Raw genomic sequence first — 15515 nt, forward strand, 5'->3', positions numbered from 1 at the left:
TTCGCTGACGTGGGCTCGTCAGAAGTCCGCCGACTACGAACAAAGCAACAACACCTCCCGGTTTGTGCTGGATGAAGGTCCGCGGAAGCCGAGCGGGGGAACACCCTGGGAAACGCCAACATGCGCATCAACAAAGTCGTTTCGGCTGATGAAGCCATTGCACGTATCCGCCCGGGTGATGTCATTGCGACAACCGGCTTTGTCCAGAGCTGCATTCCAGAATCGCTGCATGCCGCGCTTGAACGGCGCTTCGTCGAAACGGGCGCGCCGCGCGACCTGACGCTGATCATGTGCGCGGGCGCGGGCGACAGCAAAGGTCTCGGCACCGGACGACTGCATCACGAAGGTTTGCTGAAGCGCGTGATCGCCGCCAACTTCGGACGCATGCCGAAGGTCGCCGCCGCCGCGCAAGAAGACAAGATTCAAGGGTACAATCTTCCGCAGGGCGTGATTTCCAAACTCTACCGGAGCTGCGCATCGGGAAGCCCCGGCCTCTTCACCAAAGTCGGCTTGCACACCTACGTCGATCCGCGTCTCGGCGGCGGCAAGGTGAACTCGGTGACGAAGGAAGACCTCGTCCGGCTCGTCGAGGTCGAAGGCAAGGAGTGGCTGTTCTACAAGGCCACGCCGATCAACGTCGCGCTCATCCGCGCGACGAGCGCCGATCCCAACGGCAATCTCAGCATGGAGAAGGAAGCGCTGACGCTCGACGTGCTCGCGCAGGCGATGGCCGCGCACAACAACGGCGGCGTCGTGATCGCGCAGGTCGAGCGTCTTGTCGCCGATGGCTCGATCAAGCCGAAGGACGTCAAGGTTCCCGGCATTCTCGTCGACTGCGTCGTCGTCGCTGAAACGCCCGAGCTGCACCGCATGAACTACGGCGTCATGTACGATCCTTCGCTCGCAGGCGAAGTGCGCGTGACGGTCGACAATCTGCCGACAATGAACCTCGATGAGCGCAAGATCATCGCGCGGCGCGCGTCGTTCGAGCTGCCGCCGAATGGCGTCATCAATCTCGGCGTCGGTGCACCGGACGGCGTTGCAAACGTCGCGAACGAAGAGAAAGTCACGCCTTATCTCGTCATGACGACGGAAGCAGGCGCGGTCGGCGGCGTGCTGGCGGGCGGATCGAGCTTCGGCTCGTCGGCCAACGCGCATTCAATTCTCGACCAAAACCAGATGTTCGACTTCTACCACGGCGGCGGTCTCGACCTGACCTGCCTCGGCATGGCGGAATGCGACAGCATGGGCAACGTCAACACCAGCAAGTTCGGCGGACGTCTGAACGGCTGCGGCGGCTTCATCGACATTTCGCAGAACGCGCGCGCGGTCGTGTTCGCGGGCACGTTCACGGCGGGCGGCCTCGAGATCGCGATCGAAGACGGCAAGCTGCGGATCGTCAAAGAGGGCCGCGCCCGCAAGTTCGTCAATCAGGTCGAGCAGGTGACGTTCTCGGGCAAATATGCGGCGCAGAAATCGCAGCCGGTGATCTACGTGACGGAACGCTGCGTGTTCCAGCTGACCGACCACGGGCTCGAATTGATCGAAGTCGCGCCGGGCATCGACATCGAGCGCGATATTCTTCCGCACATGGCGTTCAAGCCGCACATTCACAATCCGATCCCGATGAATCCCGCGATCTTCCGCGACGGGCCGATGGATCTGCTTTCCGATCTTCTCAATCAGAAACTCGGAGAGCGCATTTCCTACGACGCTGAGCGCAACGTTCTTTCCGTCGACCTCAGCGCGTGGAGCGTGCGCAAGAAGAGCGACATTACCGATCTGCAGAAGGCAATCTCTAGTGCGTGCGAAAAGGCTGGCAAGCGCGTCAACACACTGATCAATCAGGACAGCTGCCGGATCGCCGAGGACCTCTACGACGATTACGCGAACATGGTCGCGCAACTGTCGAAAGCCTATTACGCGCGAACGGCACGCTATGCGACGAGCGCGCTGACCCGGCAGAAGCTGCAGGATGCTCTGCGGCGGCGCGGGTTGCAGACACGCGTCTATGAAAGCGCCAAGGAAGCGGCGGCTTCTCTCGAAGAAGCGACGGCGGCGGAATAAGTCAGCGACGCGCCGCCGCTTCGTCGTTCACCAAAGCGCGAATACTTCGCATCAAATCGAAGCTTTGGCGGCGCATGAACGGCAAACCAAGAACGGGATCCCCGCTTACATAAGCGATCGGCTCCTGTATCTTGCTGCTCCGTTCAGCGGGGGTCGCTCCATGATCTGTCCAAAAACAAACACCTTGATGTTACTGAGCGCTGCGGTTGCCGTCTTGGCGCTTACGATACCCGGGACGTGCGATGCCGACGGCGCCGCTACTCCGTCGCCCCCGGCGTGGACCGTTCCCGACATGGACAAGCTACCTGACGACGCCTCGGGAAAACTGGTTCGGTACGGCCGCGATCTCGTCAGCAAGACCTCGTCGCTGATCGGTCCGGAAGTCGCGGACGCTGAGAAGCGCTTCGCGGGCAACAACCTCGATTGCCAGAGCTGCCATATCAGCGCCGGGACGCAAAAGTTCGCGCTCCCGCTCGTCGGCGTCTACGCGAATTTTCCGGCGTATGCGGCGCGGATCGGGCGCGTCGAAACGATCGAAGAGCGCGTTCAAAACTGCATGGAGCGCAGTATGAACGGCAAGCCGCTGCCGCCTGATGGGCCGGAGATGACGGCGCTCGTCGCGTATCTGAAATTTCTCTCGACCGGCCATCCCGCCGGAGTCGCTATCGACGGACGTGGCAGCGGGCAAATGCCGGAACTGGATCGTGCGGCGGACCCCGACAAGGGAAAGAAAGTCTACGCCACGACGTGCGCGGCCTGTCATGGCAACAACGGCGAAGGCCAGCGCAACGGCAAAGCCGGGGACGCCAAGGGCTATATGTTTCCGCCGCTCTGGGGCGCCGACAGTTTCAACGACGGCGCGGGCATGCACCGTCTGATCGAGTCGGCGAATTTCGTTCACAGCAACATGCCCGCCGGTACGACATGGAATGAACCGGCGCTTTCGCCCAGCGATGCCTGGGACGTTGCCGCGTACATGAACGCGCAACCGCGACCGAAACTGCCGGACCTCAGTCGCGATTATCCGGACAAACTGGAAAAGCCGGTCGACGCGCCCTACGGGCCTTATGCCGACGGCTTTTCTATCGAGCAGCACAAGCTCGGGCCGTTCGCGCCGATCAAAGCTGCCGTTGCGGCACTCAAAGACAAGGCGCGCCGCTGATTTCGGCAGCTACTCGCGCGTCATGCCTTTGGCGGCGAGTTCCTCAAGGTATTTGCCCCAGCGCTCGTCTTTCTCGCGGCCGAGCAGATGCAGATAGCCCCAGGTGTAGAGCCCGGAGTTATGACCATCGTCGAAGGCAATACGGACGGCGTAGTTGCCAACCGGCGTCAACCCCGTGATCTTGACGTGCTTCTTTTTCGGCACGGTGATGCGCTGCGACGGCGAATGGCCCTGCACTTCGGCCGATGGGCTAACGACACGCAAGAATTCCGCCGATAGCTCGAAGGTGCGGCCGTCGGGGAACGCCGCCTTCAGCATTTTTCCGCCGTCTGCGATTTCGAGATGCGGCGGCGGTGTGAGCGTTCCCTTGGCGCGCTCGACTTCGCTCCAGACCTGACCGGCGATATCGCGGAAGAGCTGCGCGTATTTGCTCTCGGGCTCGGCGACCGTAACCGGCTTGCCGGCGTCCGACGCCTCGCGGATTTCCATGCGCAGCGGCACTTCGCCAAGGAACGGCACGCCGAGCTTCCGCGCTTCGTCGCGCGCGCCGCCGTGTCCGAAAATATCCGAGCGTTCGCCGCATTTCGGGCAGAGGAAGTAGCTCATGTTCTCGACGATGCCGAGGATCGGGACTTCAACGCGCTTGAACATCGCGATGCCTTTGCGGGCATCGATCAGCGCCAGGTCCTGCGGCGTCGAGACGATGACCGCACCCGATAGCGGCACGCCTTGCGAAATCGACAACTGGATGTCGCCGGTGCCGGGCGGCATGTCGATGATCAACGCGTCGAGCTCGCCTCCTTCGCCGCCCCACTCGGTTTCGCGCAGCATCTGGCTCAATGCGGAGACGACCATCGGACCGCGCCAGACGACCGGCGTGTCTTCGTCGACGAGGAAGCCCATCGACATGACTTTGACGCCCCAGCCTTCGAGCGGCTTGATGACCTTGTCGTGCGCGATCTGCGGCTTGCCGGAAACGCCGAGCAGACGCGGCTGCGACGGGCCGTAGATGTCGGCGTCGATGATGCCGACCTTCAAGCCGATCGCTTGCAGCCCGAGCGCGAGGTTGACGGCGATCGTCGATTTACCGACGCCGCCCTTGCCCGAGGCGACCGCGATGATCTGCTTAACGCCGGGGACAGCCTGCGCCTTGACGCCCTGACCGGCCGCCGCTGCGGCGGCTGCCTGGCGCGGTCCCGAACCGTCTCCGGTGGCGCCCTTGGCCCGCGCCGCCTGCACGCGCGGGTGCTCAGCACGGCCAATCGGCAGAACCGTCCGCTTCGGCGCCGGCGAGCCTTCGGTCGCCTCTGCGGTCAGAACGGCGGTGACGCCCTGAATGCCCTTGAGTTCGGCGACGACTGCCTCGGCCGCGAGGCGCAACTGCTCCAATTCGTGGGCACGCGCTGCCGGAACGGTAATCGAAAAATAGGCGCGATTGTCCTTGATCAGGATTTCGGAGACGAGGCCGAGATCGACGATGTTGCTGGTCAGGTCGGGGCCTTTCACCCGGCGAAGTGCTGTCAGCACCTCGGCTTTTTCAATCGCCATGTGGGGAGTCTCCTGGGCGCGGCGAAACGCAGCGCGAAGCGGTCCTGTTTGGAACCGGTATAAATCGATGCGGGAGAGGATGGAAGCGACACGCACGCGGCCAATGGGCGGGGCCATTTGCCGCCGCGCAACTTGCGAGGCGCGGGAGGAATGCTAAAGCGTCGTCCATGACGCAACGCGATCGCATTCTCGGAGTGATCCTCGCAGGCGGGAAGTCGCGCCGCTTCGGCGGCGGCGATAAGGGCTTCGCCGAGCTTGGCGGCAAGAGCGTGCTGGATCACGTCATCGCGCGTTTTCGTCCGCAGGTCGGACGGCTTCTCCTCAGCATCAACGGCGATCCGCAGCGCTTTGCGCGTTTCGATCTCCCAACCATCGCCGACCAGGAAAATGCCGAGCTTGGACCGCTCAGCGGACTGCTCGCGGCGCTCGATTGGCAAAGTCAGCATGCGCACGATTGCACGGCGCTCGCGACGGTTTCGACGGACGTGCCGTTCCTGCCGCTCGACCTCGTTCAGCGGCTTGATGCCGGGCGGAACGGCGGCATCGCAGTTGCGACGTCGGCGGATCAGCGTCATCCGACGATCGCAATTTGGCCGGTGAATTCGAGGGCTGCGATCGCTGATGCACTGCAACAACGTCGGCTCAGCGTCAACGCGCTGACAAAACAGCTGAACGCGGTTGCGGTGCCGTTCGCGATGCGCGACATTGACGGCATGGCGTTGGACCCATTTCTCAACGTCAACACACCGGATGATCTCGCCGCTGCACGCGCGTTCGCCGGCAGAGCATAAAAATGACGGAGCAGGAAACACGCATGGCTTCACATTTTCAGTCCGCATCTCCTGCGCTGCCGCTCTTCGGAGTCGCCGGCTGGTCGAACTCCGGCAAGACGACCTTGATCGAAAAGCTGGCGCGGCACTTTGCGGGCAAGGGCCTGCGCGTGGCGACGATCAAGCATACGCATCACAAGTTCGACATCGATGCGCCGGGAAGCGACACGCAGCGGCATCGCGCTGCCGGAGCGGCGGAGACGGCGATCGTTTCCGGCTCGCGCGTCGCGATCATCGAGGAGATCGAAGCCGCCGGAGAGCCGGCGCTCGAAGCCGTAGCCGCAAGGCTGAAGCCCGCCGATGTCATTCTGGTTGAAGGCTACAAGTCGGCCGCCATTCCGAAGATCGAAGTGCGGCGAGCGGCCGTCGCGCCGGAGAAGCTGCTTGCGGCGTCCGACGCACTCGTTCTCGCCATCGCGTCCGACTACGAAGTCGACGGGCAAGGGAAACCCGTTTTTAACCTCGATGACATTGCCGGCATCGCCGGACTCATCGAGAAAAAACTGGGTCTCAACGAGCATATGCGCCAGCGAGCCTGACACCTGGAACCTGGCGACCCTGCGTCCCGGCATACCCTTGCGGCAGGACACGCAACCTCCGATATTGAAAGAATGGCAGCAGGCTTGGCACAGGCAGCGATTTCCGATCCGCTGGCCCCGCAGGGGGCACAACTCGTGGACCCGTTTGGGCGCGAGATCGAATATCTGCGTGTATCGGTTACCGATAGATGTGACTTTCGCTGCGTGTACTGCATGTCGGAGCATATGACGTTTCTTCCGAAACGCGACCTCCTGTCGCTGGAAGAACTCGATGTGCTTTGCAGCGCTTTTGTGCGGCGCGGTGTGAAGAAGCTTCGGATCACCGGCGGCGAGCCGCTGGTTCGCAAGAATATCATGTGGCTGTTCGAGGCGCTCGGCCGCCATCTCGAAAGCGGCGACCTCAAAGAATTGACGCTGACGACGAACGGCAGCCAGCTCGAGAAGTATGCGGGCGAACTCAAGGCTGCAGGCGTCGAGCGGATCAACGTGTCGATCGACACAATCGATCCCGACAAGTTCAAGGCCATCACGCGTTGGGGCAATCTCGCGACGGTGATGCGCGGTCTCGATGCGGCTGAGAAGGCCGGGATCAAGATCAAGATCAACGCCGTGGCGCTGAAGGGCGTCAACGAGGACGAGATTCCCGATCTCGTCCGTTTCGCGCACGGGCGCGGCGCGGACATCACGCTGATCGAAACGATGCCGCTCGGCGACATCGGCGAGGACCGGACGGCGCAATATCTGCCGCTATCGGTCGTCCGAGCGCGGCTGATGGATCACTTCACGCTGCAAGAGAGCCCCTATCGCACGGGAGGCCCGGCGCGCTACGTCAAGGTTGAGGAGACCGGCGGACGGCTCGGGTTCATTACGCCGCTGACGCATAATTTTTGCGAAAGTTGCAATCGCGTGCGCCTCACCTGCACGGGCACGCTCTATATGTGCCTCGGCCAGAACGATGCCGCGGATCTCCGTGCGCCGCTGCGCGCCTCGGAAGATCCGGCTCTGCTCGACGCTGCGATCACCGAAGCGATCGCGAGAAAGCCCAAGGGCCATGATTTCATCATCGACCGGCGCACGAAAACGCCGTCGCTTGCGCGCCATATGAGCGTTACGGGCGGTTGATATCGGCGGTTCGGTCTCGCTAGGCGAGCACGGTGCGCACGACCTGCTTGATCTGATCCAGCGTGAAAGGCTTGGCGATCGACAGCAGACGGCGGGCACGCAAACCGGCTGCGCGCTCGAGCTGATCGGAAAACCCGGACATCAGAACAACAGCAAGATTGCTCTGCGCCGTTAGAGCCTTTTCCGCGAGCGAGATGCCGTCGAGCTGAGGCATGTCGACGTCCGTCACCAGCAGATCGATAGGACCGCCGTTCGCGTTGAAGAACTCCAGTGCTTCCAATCCATCCTGAGTGACGTGCACGGTGTGGCCCTCGGCGCTCAAGGCGCGGCGGACCAGGTCGCGCACGGCGGCGTCATCATCTGCAAGCAGGATCGTCGCCATCTCACACCTCATACGCGTGACCCGAAGGTCCGTTCACTCAGTCGACAAGCCGTCCGACGAACGGCAGTTCTCTATAGCGATGCCCCACATCCATGCCGTAGCCGACGACAAACACGTCGGGGCAGGTGAACGCGCAATAGTCGGGCTCGATCGAGACGGCGCGTGCGGCCCGCTTGTCGAGCAACACGCAGGTTTCGATCTTCGCCGCGCCGCGCGCCGAAATCAGATCCTTTGCGAAGGCCAGGGTGCGGCCGGAATCGAGGACATCGTCGATCAGGATCACATGACGCTGCTGCACGTCGAGATCGAGGTCGCGAAGAATGGAGACTTGCCCGGACGACGACCGGCTCTTCCGGTAGCTGGACAGTGTTAGAAAATCGACTTCAGGGGCAATTCCCGCAGCATGAAGCGCCCGCAGCAAATCGGCGGCGAAAACGAAGCTGCCCTTGAGTATCGGAACTACGAGCAGATTTTCAGGCCGTTTTGCGGCAATTTCCTGCGCGAGCACCTGCAGCCTGCTGAGGATTTCTCCAGCGGAAAAAATCGTTTCAATGGAATGTCCGACATCCGTATTCGACATGTTAGATCCTGCTTAATCCCGCGGTGCACCGTGCGGGAGGCTGCCAGCTTCCTGTGTACACGACTGCGCCACAATCGTAATCGATTGATCGGTTCGGCTTTGACGTGTCTATACGCGGCTGAGCTTCAAACACGTGACGCAATCTTTTCCTGCCAAGGTTAAACCCCGTGATTCGCTTGACGAACGTCGGATTGAAATACGACAGCGGCCCGGACGTTTTGACCGATGTCACGTTTCATCTTCGGCCCGGCTCGTTTCACTTTCTGCATGGCGAATCGGGAGCCGGTAAGACCTCGCTGCTCAGGTTGATGTTCATGTCGCTGCACCCCAGTCGCGGCGAAATTCGCATGTTCAATGAAGACATAACCGCTGTAAAGCCGCAGATGCGCGCGCAGATGCGCCGCCGCATCGGCATCGTCTTCCAGGACTTCCGGCTGCTCGAACACCTGACCGTCTGGGAAAACGTCGCGTTGCCGCTACAGGTGCTCGGCAAAAAGCCAGCCGACTACCGCGAAGACGTCACCGACCTTTTGCAGTGGGTGGGTCTTGGCGATCGGATGTATGCTAACCCGTCGGTGCTGTCGGGTGGGGAAAAGCAGCGCGCGGCCATCGCCAGGGCGGTCATCGGCAAGCCAGAAGTGCTGCTTGCGGATGAACCGACCGGCAACGTCGATCCCCAGATGGCACGGCGGCTGCTACGCCTGTTCGTGGAATTGAACAGGCTTGGCACTTCCGTCGTCATCGCGACGCACGATCATCAACTCATGCGGCAGTTCAAAGCGCCGCGCATTGAGGTGCACAGGGGCCATGTCCGGATCATCTAGCCGCTTTCCCGGACGCGCTGAGCCCGCCATGCCGATGCCGGGCAGCTACGATCCTTACGACGAGCCGACGACAATGGTTCCGTCGACGGAGCCGCCGCTCTACGCGCGTCAAGGACCTGCCGGACCCAATGTTCCCCCCGCGCCGGAGCCGGCGGGCGACCTTTACGTTCCGACGCGCGGCAGCGATCGCGGACGCAAGATGAAGGTGATGGCGCCGGTCGTTCCGCCCGGCTCGGTCACCGGCCGCTCGCTAACGCTCGTCATCGCCATCATGTGCTTTCTCGCGTGCCTGACGGCGGGCGCCGTCTGGATGATCAAGGAATCCTCCGACGCCTGGCTCAATGACATCGCGAGCGAGGTGACGGTTCAGGTCACGCCGCAGGAAAACGGCGATACGGACAAGGCGGTCGCCGACGTGGTGAGCTACCTGCAAAAGCAGAGGGGCATCGCGAACGTCCGGGCTCTCGACCTGGCTGATTCCGCCGACCTGCTGCAGCCCTGGCTCGGCTCGGGCGATGCGCTCAAATCGCTTCCCGTTCCACGCCTGATCGCGGTGGAGGTGGACCGAAATCAGCCGCCGGATCTCGCCGAAGTCGGACAGGCGCTCACTCGCGATTTCAAAGGCGTGTCGCTTGACGACCATCGCCGATGGCAGCAGCAGATCCGTGCCGTGACCCGTTCTCTCGCATTGGGCGGCCTCGCAATTCTGGCGCTCGTTGCGGCCGCGACGACGGCCATCATCGTATCGGCGACGCGCAGCGCCATGGCGTCGAACCGCGAAATCGTCGAAGTGCTGCATTTCGTCGGCGCGACCGACAAATTCATATCCCGGGAATTCGAAAAGCATTTTCTGCGGCTTGGGATCAAGGCGGGCATCGTCGGCGCGACGTGCGCGATGATCGTCTTTATGTGCATGCCCTGGCTGACGGAATTGCTCGGGGGCGGGCCGGTCGGCGCCGTCGAAATGCAACGGCTCGTCGGAACCGGTTCGCTGGACGCGCTCGGCTACCTCATCCTCGGCTTTGTTGTCATTATTATTGCAGGCCTGTGCACGGGAACGTCACGGGTCGGAGTTCACCGCATCCTCAACGGCAAGCACTGATTTCCATTGCAGTGCATGACCGGGGGACTTGCGGCGGTCGGCGAAATGCGAAATGAGAATGCGGCTTGCCGGGACATCGCAACCGACTCAAAACGCGAGGTTCCGTTTCAGCCGTAGACGTGGTTTTCGCATCATTCGCAATCGCACCCTGCACAATGAAGACACTATCGAAAATCATCGTTCTGCTGCTGGCGCTTGGGATCGGGGCTCTGGTCTTCGGCTTCGTGCTTTTCTCCGTGACCGTGACACGGGACGATGTCGGCGGCTGGGATAAGGCGGACGGCATCGTGGTGCTGACCGGCGGCGATCTTCGCGTCGAAGCCGGCGCCAAGCTGATGAATGAAGGCAGGGCCAAGCGTCTGTTGATCTCCGGCGTCAATCGGAAGGTCCGGCGCGAAGAGATGCAGCGGCTTCTCGGGCTCGATGCAAAGACATTCAATTGCTGCGTCGACCTCGGCTATGAGGCGCTCGACACGGTCGGGAACGCCGACGAAACGCGGACCTGGGCGCGCAACAACGGCTACACCAAGCTCATCATCGTGACCTCGCGCTATCACATGCCGAGGAGCCTCGCCGAACTCGCACTCGTGATGCCGAAGGTGACGCTCATTCCTTATCCCGTCACGCCGCGCCATTTCCCCGAGACCGCGTGGTGGCTGCACTCGAGCACGACGCGCGTTCTCGTTTCGGAGTATCTGAAATTTTTACCGGCCGTCGCGCGCCTCGCGGCACAGCGCGTTCTGAATTGGCGCGGCGACCGTTCCGTTGCGACCGTGGGATCGACGAGCGCCAATGGCTGATATGTCAAAGCCGGGGCCAAGCCCTCTCGTCGTCATTCGCTCGCTGATTTACTTCGCGGTGTTCTACATCGTGACGGCGGTCTACCTCGTGCTCGGCTCCTGGCTGCTACTCGGCCCCAGACGATGGGCGATGAAGGGCCTCGAGTTGCACGGACGGACGTGCGTGTGGCTGCTCGGCCTGATCTGCGGCACCAAGCTTCAGGTGCGCGGTCAGCAGTACCTTCCGAAGAGCGGCTGCCTCGTCATCGCCAAGCATCAATCGGCATGGGATACGTTCGGGCTCATTTCGCTGTTTCGCGACCCGGCTATCGTGCTGAAGGACGAACTGAAGTGGATCCCGTTCTACGGCTGGTTCTGCGTCAAGTTCGAGCACATTCTGGTCAAACGCGAGAAAGCTTCGGCAGCGCTGAAGGCCTTGATCCGCGACGCCAGGCAACGCGTCGGGATCGGGCGCGAAGTCGTGATTTTTCCGGAAGGCACACGCACGGTGCCGGGCGCGCCGCCCGACTACAAGCCGGGCTACGTGGCGCTTTACGAAGCGCTCAACGTCGTCACCGTTCCGATGGCGCTGAACTCGGGTTTGTTCTGGCCGCGGCGGAGCCTGTGGCGCTATCCCGGCACGATCGTCGTCGAGTTTCTGCCGTCGCTGCCGCCTGGGCTACCGCGCGCTGAATTCCGCTCACGCATCGAGACCGCAATCGAAGACGCGAGCCTGCGGCTGATCAAGGAAGCGGCGATGTCGCCGACACCGCCGCCTCTGGCGCGCGAGGCTGCGCGCACGTCAGCGTGAAATTGCGCGGAGGCTGGGGGCTGCTTCAGTCCGAACTCGACACCTTCATCAAGACGATCCCGCTGACGATAAGCACGGCGGAGAGAACGCGCATCGCGGTCGCTTCCTCGCCGAGCACCATCACGCCCAGAATGAACGCGCCGACCGAGCCGATGCCCGTCCAGACGACATAGGCGCTGCTCAGCGGCAGGGTTTTCATCGACACCGACAGCAGCGCGAAGCTCGCGAGCATCGTGACGCCGGTGATGACCGTCGGCCATAGGAGCGTAAAGCCGTCCGACTTCTTCATGTAGAACGCCCAAACCGTTTCGAGCAGTCCTGCGGAAATGAGCAAAAGCCAAGCCATGACCGGCCTCCTTTTGAGAGCCGGGTCGTCCCGGTCGCTGATGTGGAAAATCGGGAGGTCGTCCTCCCTGGACGTCAGATAGCCTGCTTCGGGAGGGTTTCAAAGGTTTCGGAGTTTTTCGGGCGTTAGTTCGCAGGGAAATGCGTCGTGATCGGCAGAAAACGTTGACTCGGGCGAGCTAAGAACATATCATGAACATGAAATTGAAAAAGTAAGCTCCCGTTCCCATATCTGGGGTCACCCCATGAGCGCGATTTTTTCAGATTTGCCCGCGATCTCGAACGCCATTTGGCGGCGCAAGTATCGCTTTGGCGGCTCGCCGAGCGTGGCGGCGGATCAGACGCTCGAAGACACGTTCCGGCGGGTGGCTCTGGCGGCCGCGTCGGCGGAGAAGGGCGGCAAACGTCAGCAGCAGAAATGGGCCGGCACATTCTACGAGGCGATGGCGGACTTCGGCTTTCAGCCTGCGGGGCGCATTTTGGCCGGCGCGGGCACGGACCGGAACGTGACGCTGTTCAACTGCTTCGTGCTCGGCGAAATCGCGGACGATCTGTCGAGCATTTTCGAGAGCGTGAAGGAAGCTGCGCTCACGATGCAGTCGGGCGGCGGCATCGGACACGATTTCTCGACGCTTCGGCCGCGCGGCGCGCCGGTCAAGAGCATCGGCGCGGATGCCTCAGGTCCCGTCAGCTTCATGGATGTCTGGGACGCGATGTGCCGGACGATCATGTCGGCGGGACAGCGGCGCGGCGCGATGATGGCGACGCTCCGGTGCGATCATCCCGATATCGAAGCGTTCATCGCGGCGAAGGCGGACTCGCAGCGGCTGCGCAATTTCAATCTGTCGGTGCTCGTCACAGACGCGTTCATGGATGCCGTGCGCCGCGACGCGCCCTGGGACCTGATTTTTTCCGGCAAGGTCTACAAGACAATTCCCGCGCGCGCGTTGTGGGATCAGATCATGCGCGCGACGTTCGACTATGCCGAACCGGGTGTGATCTTCATCGATCGCATCAACGCCGCCAACAACCTGCAATACTGCGAGACGATTTCGGCGACGAACCCGTGCGGGGAGCAGCCGCTACCGCCTTATGGCGCGTGCCTGCTCGGCTCGATCAATCTCGCGCGTCTCGTTGAAGAGCCTTTCACCGCGACGGCGCATGTCGATATCGCGAAACTCGAAGCGCGGGTTGCGACGGCGGTTCGCTTTCTCGACAATGTCATCGATATTTCGCGCTATCCGGTGCCGCAGCAAGCGCAGGAGGCGCGGGCGAAGCGGCGCATCGGCCTCGGCGTGACGGGCTTGGCCGACGCTCTGATCTTCCTCGGCCTGCCCTACGGCAGCGCGGCGGCGCGCGAACAGGCGGCGCGATGGATGGCGATCATCCAGAATGCCGCTTACCGCGCGAGCGCGGCGCTCGCCGCGGAAAAGGGCGCGTTCCCACTCTACGATGCGAACGTGGTGCTGACGCGGCCGAACATCACGCGGCTGGACGATGACGTGCGCGAGGCGATCGCAGCCAACGGGTTGCGCAATGGCTGTCTGACATCGATCGCGCCGACAGGCACGATCTCACTGCTCGCGGGCAACGTGTCGAGTGGTATCGAGCCGGTGTTCGACTTCGTTTTCCGCAGGCGCGTTCTGAGCGATGGCGGAGGCGCAGAGGAAGAGACCGTCGAGGATTTTGCGCACCGCGCGTTCCGCGATGCATTCGGCGACGATGCGGTTCTTCCCGAGGCCTTCGTAACAGCGGAGACGCTGACGCCATCGGAGCACGTCGCGATGCAGGCGACGCTTCAGCCCTACGTCGACAGCGCGATCTCGAAGACGATCAATTGCCCGGAAGACATCAGTTTCGAGAGCTTCCGCGACATCTATATCGAGGCTTACGACTCGGGCCTCAAAGGCTGCACCACGTATCGCCCGAATGCGATCACGGGGTCCGTGCTGTCGCGTGAAGCGCCAGCGAACGGTGACGCGGATAAGTCAGGCAAGCTCGCGACGCCCGCGTCCGGGAAGCCCGCAGGTGTCAGCGTTCCGATGGAGGATACGACGACCCCAGGCGTCGTCTACATGACGAAGCCGCTCGAGCGCGATGCCGCCCTCGAAGGCGTCACCTATAAGATCAAGTGGCCCGCGAGCGCGCACGCGCTCTACGTCACGATTAACGACATCGTGCGCGACGGGCGCAGGCGGCCGTTCGAGGTGTTCATCAATACCAAGAACCTCGAGCATTATGCATGGACCGTGGCGCTGACACGGATGATCAGTGCCGTGTTCCGCCGCGGCGGCGACGTCGCATTCGTTGCCGAAGAGTTAAAGGCGGTTTTCGACCCCGAGGGCGGACGCTGGATGGGCGGACGTTACGTTCCGAGCCTGCTTGCCGCCATCGGTGACGTGATCGAAGAGCATATGCTCCGCATCGGCTTTCTCAATCGGGACGAGGTCGATGGCGTCGACGATCACGGCACCCAGAGGCGACCGGTGGCCCTTGCGCGAGGATCAGCGGAAGATCGCGGTGCGCCTCATGCAGACGCGTCGCGGGAGGACGATCGCCCGCATTCCGCGCCAATCCCCGGCGCCCGCGCTTGCCCGAAGTGCGGAGAGCGAGCGCTCCGCCGGATCGAGGGGTGCTGGACCTGCGCCGTCTGCTCCTACTCGCATTGCGGATGATTTCGTCCGTTAACGGATTGCGGCAGCGCGCGGCGGCTTGATCCCTCCTCCGCCGCTGGATCGCCGCATTATTGCCGCCGCGAAAATCCGTCCGTTAGCAAATGTTGATATTTGCTCGCTCGCTTGTCGCCAATGCTCAGCTGGAGTGTGCGCAATTCGCGAGGTTCTCAACACTTCATTGACCACGCGCGCTCGGCTCGGGCCAGCCGGTCAAATTTTCGATCCAAAGTTCACGATTCCTCACATCCCAGCGGGGTATCACAGGCGCAAGGAAATCTACGGCGAGAGTTCGCCGATCAGGGGTGTGCGTTATGAGTGCCGAGATCATCTGGCTTGCCGACGTCCGTACGCGTCGCACCAGCAAAGAAGCCAGTCAGCCGTTCGTGGATACGGCGCCGTTGGTTTCGGAAAATCCGCCGCGCTTCCATTTCTGGACCGGCGCTTCGGGCAAGCGCTACGTGCACACCGTCTACAGTCTTTTCGATTGCCCGGCGATCGAGGATGCGAATTACATCCTCGTGCGCCGCACGAATAAAGCTGCCCGCACCGTGCTTGCGATCGGCCGCCTGCGCAATCAGAACGCCACCTTGAACCTTGCGGAAATCCGCCAGCACGCGTCAGCTCTCGGCGCGGACGAAGTGCATGTCCATCTGCTCGCAGCATCGGAGCAGGAAGCGCTTGCCGTCGAAGAAGATCTGATCACGGCGCAATTCTCGGCGGGTCCGCGCTCGGCGTAAATCACGCCGAGT

15 protein-coding genes are annotated in these 15515 nt (G+C 62.3%); 11 read left to right on the forward strand and 4 right to left on the reverse strand.

What is annotated here, in order from left to right; all coding sequences use genetic code 11:
• Window positions 1-120: 120 nt before the first annotated feature.
• Both HDEN_RS13580 and HDEN_RS13585 read left to right on the forward strand, forming a co-directional pair.
• Complete coding sequence (locus tag HDEN_RS13580; protein ID WP_013216702.1) at window positions 121-2067, forward strand: acyl CoA:acetate/3-ketoacid CoA transferase; 1947 nt, start codon at window positions 121-123, stop codon at window positions 2065-2067.
• A 292-nt stretch (window positions 2068-2359) separates the two neighbouring features.
• The gene (locus tag HDEN_RS13585) at window positions 2360-3229 is read left to right on the forward strand and encodes a c-type cytochrome (protein WP_245256646.1); all 870 of its coding nucleotides are present in this window, start codon (window positions 2360-2362) and stop codon (window positions 3227-3229) included.
• Between the two features lie 9 nt (window positions 3230-3238).
• Here the strand turns inward: HDEN_RS13585 and HDEN_RS13590 are convergent, their stop codons facing one another.
• The gene (locus tag HDEN_RS13590; RefSeq protein WP_013216704.1) at window positions 3239-4777 is read right to left on the reverse strand and encodes a P-loop NTPase; all 1539 of its coding nucleotides are present in this window, start codon (window positions 4775-4777) and stop codon (window positions 3239-3241) included.
• A gap of 167 nt (window positions 4778-4944) precedes the next feature.
• Between HDEN_RS13590 and mobA the strand changes: the two genes are divergently transcribed.
• The 3 genes from mobA to moaA all read left to right on the forward strand — a co-directional run bounded on the left by mobA (window position 4945) and on the right by moaA (window position 7268).
• The gene (gene mobA / locus HDEN_RS13595) at window positions 4945-5568 is read left to right on the forward strand and encodes a molybdenum cofactor guanylyltransferase MobA (protein WP_013216705.1); all 624 of its coding nucleotides are present in this window, start codon (window positions 4945-4947) and stop codon (window positions 5566-5568) included.
• 23 nt (window positions 5569-5591) lie between these two features.
• A complete protein-coding gene (gene mobB / locus HDEN_RS13600) occupies window positions 5592-6146 on the forward strand; it encodes a molybdopterin-guanine dinucleotide biosynthesis protein B (RefSeq protein WP_013216706.1) in 555 nt (184 codons plus the stop codon).
• Between the two features lie 72 nt (window positions 6147-6218).
• Window positions 6219-7268, forward strand: a complete 1050-nt coding sequence (gene moaA, locus HDEN_RS13605; protein WP_013216707.1) for a GTP 3',8-cyclase MoaA — start codon at window positions 6219-6221, stop codon at window positions 7266-7268.
• A gap of 19 nt (window positions 7269-7287) precedes the next feature.
• Here moaA and HDEN_RS13610 read toward each other — a convergent pair whose 3' ends face one another.
• Window positions 7288-7650 carry a response regulator gene (locus HDEN_RS13610; RefSeq protein ID WP_013216708.1) on the reverse strand — a complete coding sequence of 121 codons (363 nt, stop codon included), beginning with the start codon at window positions 7648-7650 and terminating at the stop codon, window positions 7288-7290.
• A gap of 37 nt (window positions 7651-7687) precedes the next feature.
• Complete coding sequence (gene hpt / locus HDEN_RS13615) at window positions 7688-8230, reverse strand: hypoxanthine phosphoribosyltransferase (protein ID WP_013216709.1); 543 nt, start codon at window positions 8228-8230, stop codon at window positions 7688-7690.
• A gap of 167 nt (window positions 8231-8397) precedes the next feature.
• Between hpt and ftsE the strand changes: the two genes are divergently transcribed.
• The 4 genes from ftsE (at window position 8398) to HDEN_RS13635 (ending at window position 11746) form a co-directional block, all read left to right on the forward strand.
• Window positions 8398-9054 carry a cell division ATP-binding protein FtsE gene (gene ftsE / locus HDEN_RS13620; protein WP_013216710.1) on the forward strand — a complete coding sequence of 219 codons (657 nt, stop codon included), beginning with the start codon at window positions 8398-8400 and terminating at the stop codon, window positions 9052-9054.
• A complete protein-coding gene (locus HDEN_RS13625; RefSeq protein WP_013216711.1) occupies window positions 9038-10156 on the forward strand; it encodes a cell division protein FtsX in 1119 nt (372 codons plus the stop codon). Before ftsE ends, HDEN_RS13625 begins: the two co-directional genes overlap by 17 nt.
• 155 nt (window positions 10157-10311) lie before the next feature.
• The gene (locus tag HDEN_RS13630) at window positions 10312-10956 is read left to right on the forward strand and encodes a YdcF family protein (protein ID WP_013216712.1); all 645 of its coding nucleotides are present in this window, start codon (window positions 10312-10314) and stop codon (window positions 10954-10956) included.
• Window positions 10949-11746 carry a lysophospholipid acyltransferase family protein gene (locus tag HDEN_RS13635; protein ID WP_013216713.1) on the forward strand — a complete coding sequence of 266 codons (798 nt, stop codon included), beginning with the start codon at window positions 10949-10951 and terminating at the stop codon, window positions 11744-11746. Before HDEN_RS13630 ends, HDEN_RS13635 begins: the two co-directional genes overlap by 8 nt.
• Before the next feature lie 25 nt (window positions 11747-11771).
• Here HDEN_RS13635 and HDEN_RS13640 read toward each other — a convergent pair whose 3' ends face one another.
• A complete protein-coding gene (locus HDEN_RS13640) occupies window positions 11772-12092 on the reverse strand; it encodes a DMT family transporter (RefSeq protein WP_013216714.1) in 321 nt (106 codons plus the stop codon).
• Between the two features lie 244 nt (window positions 12093-12336).
• On the opposite strand from HDEN_RS13640, the gene HDEN_RS13645 reads away from it, so the two are divergent.
• On the forward strand, window positions 12337-14766 hold the full coding sequence (locus tag HDEN_RS13645; RefSeq protein WP_013216715.1) for an adenosylcobalamin-dependent ribonucleoside-diphosphate reductase: 2430 nt from the start codon (window positions 12337-12339) through the stop codon (window positions 14764-14766).
• A 311-nt stretch (window positions 14767-15077) separates the two neighbouring features.
• On the forward strand, window positions 15078-15503 hold the full coding sequence (locus tag HDEN_RS13650) for a hypothetical protein (protein ID WP_013216716.1): 426 nt from the start codon (window positions 15078-15080) through the stop codon (window positions 15501-15503).
• Window positions 15504-15515: the final 12 nt, after the last annotated feature.

The sequence above is a fragment of the Hyphomicrobium denitrificans ATCC 51888 genome (assembly GCF_000143145.1).
Lineage (GTDB): Bacteria > Pseudomonadota > Alphaproteobacteria > Rhizobiales > Hyphomicrobiaceae > Hyphomicrobium_B > Hyphomicrobium_B denitrificans.

What these genes read in the sequence shown, in the direction of transcription:
- mobA (WP_013216705.1), top strand. Translation starts at nt 4,945, where the DNA reads ATGACGCAACGCGATCGCATTCTCGGAGTGATCCTCGCAGGCGGGAAG.
- moaA (WP_013216707.1), top strand. Translation starts at nt 6,219, where the DNA reads ATGGCAGCAGGCTTGGCACAGGCAGCGATTTCCGATCCGCTGGCCCCG.
- HDEN_RS13610 (WP_013216708.1), bottom strand. Translation starts at nt 7,650, where the DNA reads ATGGCGACGATCCTGCTTGCAGATGATGACGCCGCCGTGCGCGACCTG.
- HDEN_RS13645 (WP_013216715.1), top strand. Translation starts at nt 12,337, where the DNA reads ATGAGCGCGATTTTTTCAGATTTGCCCGCGATCTCGAACGCCATTTGG.
- HDEN_RS13630 (WP_013216712.1), top strand. Translation starts at nt 10,312, where the DNA reads ATGAAGACACTATCGAAAATCATCGTTCTGCTGCTGGCGCTTGGGATC.
- HDEN_RS13585 (WP_245256646.1), top strand. Translation starts at nt 2,360, where the DNA reads ATGGACAAGCTACCTGACGACGCCTCGGGAAAACTGGTTCGGTACGGC.
- mobB (WP_013216706.1), top strand. Translation starts at nt 5,592, where the DNA reads ATGGCTTCACATTTTCAGTCCGCATCTCCTGCGCTGCCGCTCTTCGGA.
- HDEN_RS13650 (WP_013216716.1), top strand. Translation starts at nt 15,078, where the DNA reads ATGAGTGCCGAGATCATCTGGCTTGCCGACGTCCGTACGCGTCGCACC.
- HDEN_RS13590 (WP_013216704.1), bottom strand. Translation starts at nt 4,777, where the DNA reads ATGGCGATTGAAAAAGCCGAGGTGCTGACAGCACTTCGCCGGGTGAAA.
- HDEN_RS13580 (WP_013216702.1), top strand. Translation starts at nt 121, where the DNA reads ATGCGCATCAACAAAGTCGTTTCGGCTGATGAAGCCATTGCACGTATC.
- HDEN_RS13625 (WP_013216711.1), top strand. Translation starts at nt 9,038, where the DNA reads ATGTCCGGATCATCTAGCCGCTTTCCCGGACGCGCTGAGCCCGCCATG.
- hpt (WP_013216709.1), bottom strand. Translation starts at nt 8,230, where the DNA reads ATGTCGAATACGGATGTCGGACATTCCATTGAAACGATTTTTTCCGCT.
- HDEN_RS13635 (WP_013216713.1), top strand. Translation starts at nt 10,949, where the DNA reads ATGGCTGATATGTCAAAGCCGGGGCCAAGCCCTCTCGTCGTCATTCGC.
- HDEN_RS13640 (WP_013216714.1), bottom strand. Translation starts at nt 12,092, where the DNA reads ATGGCTTGGCTTTTGCTCATTTCCGCAGGACTGCTCGAAACGGTTTGG.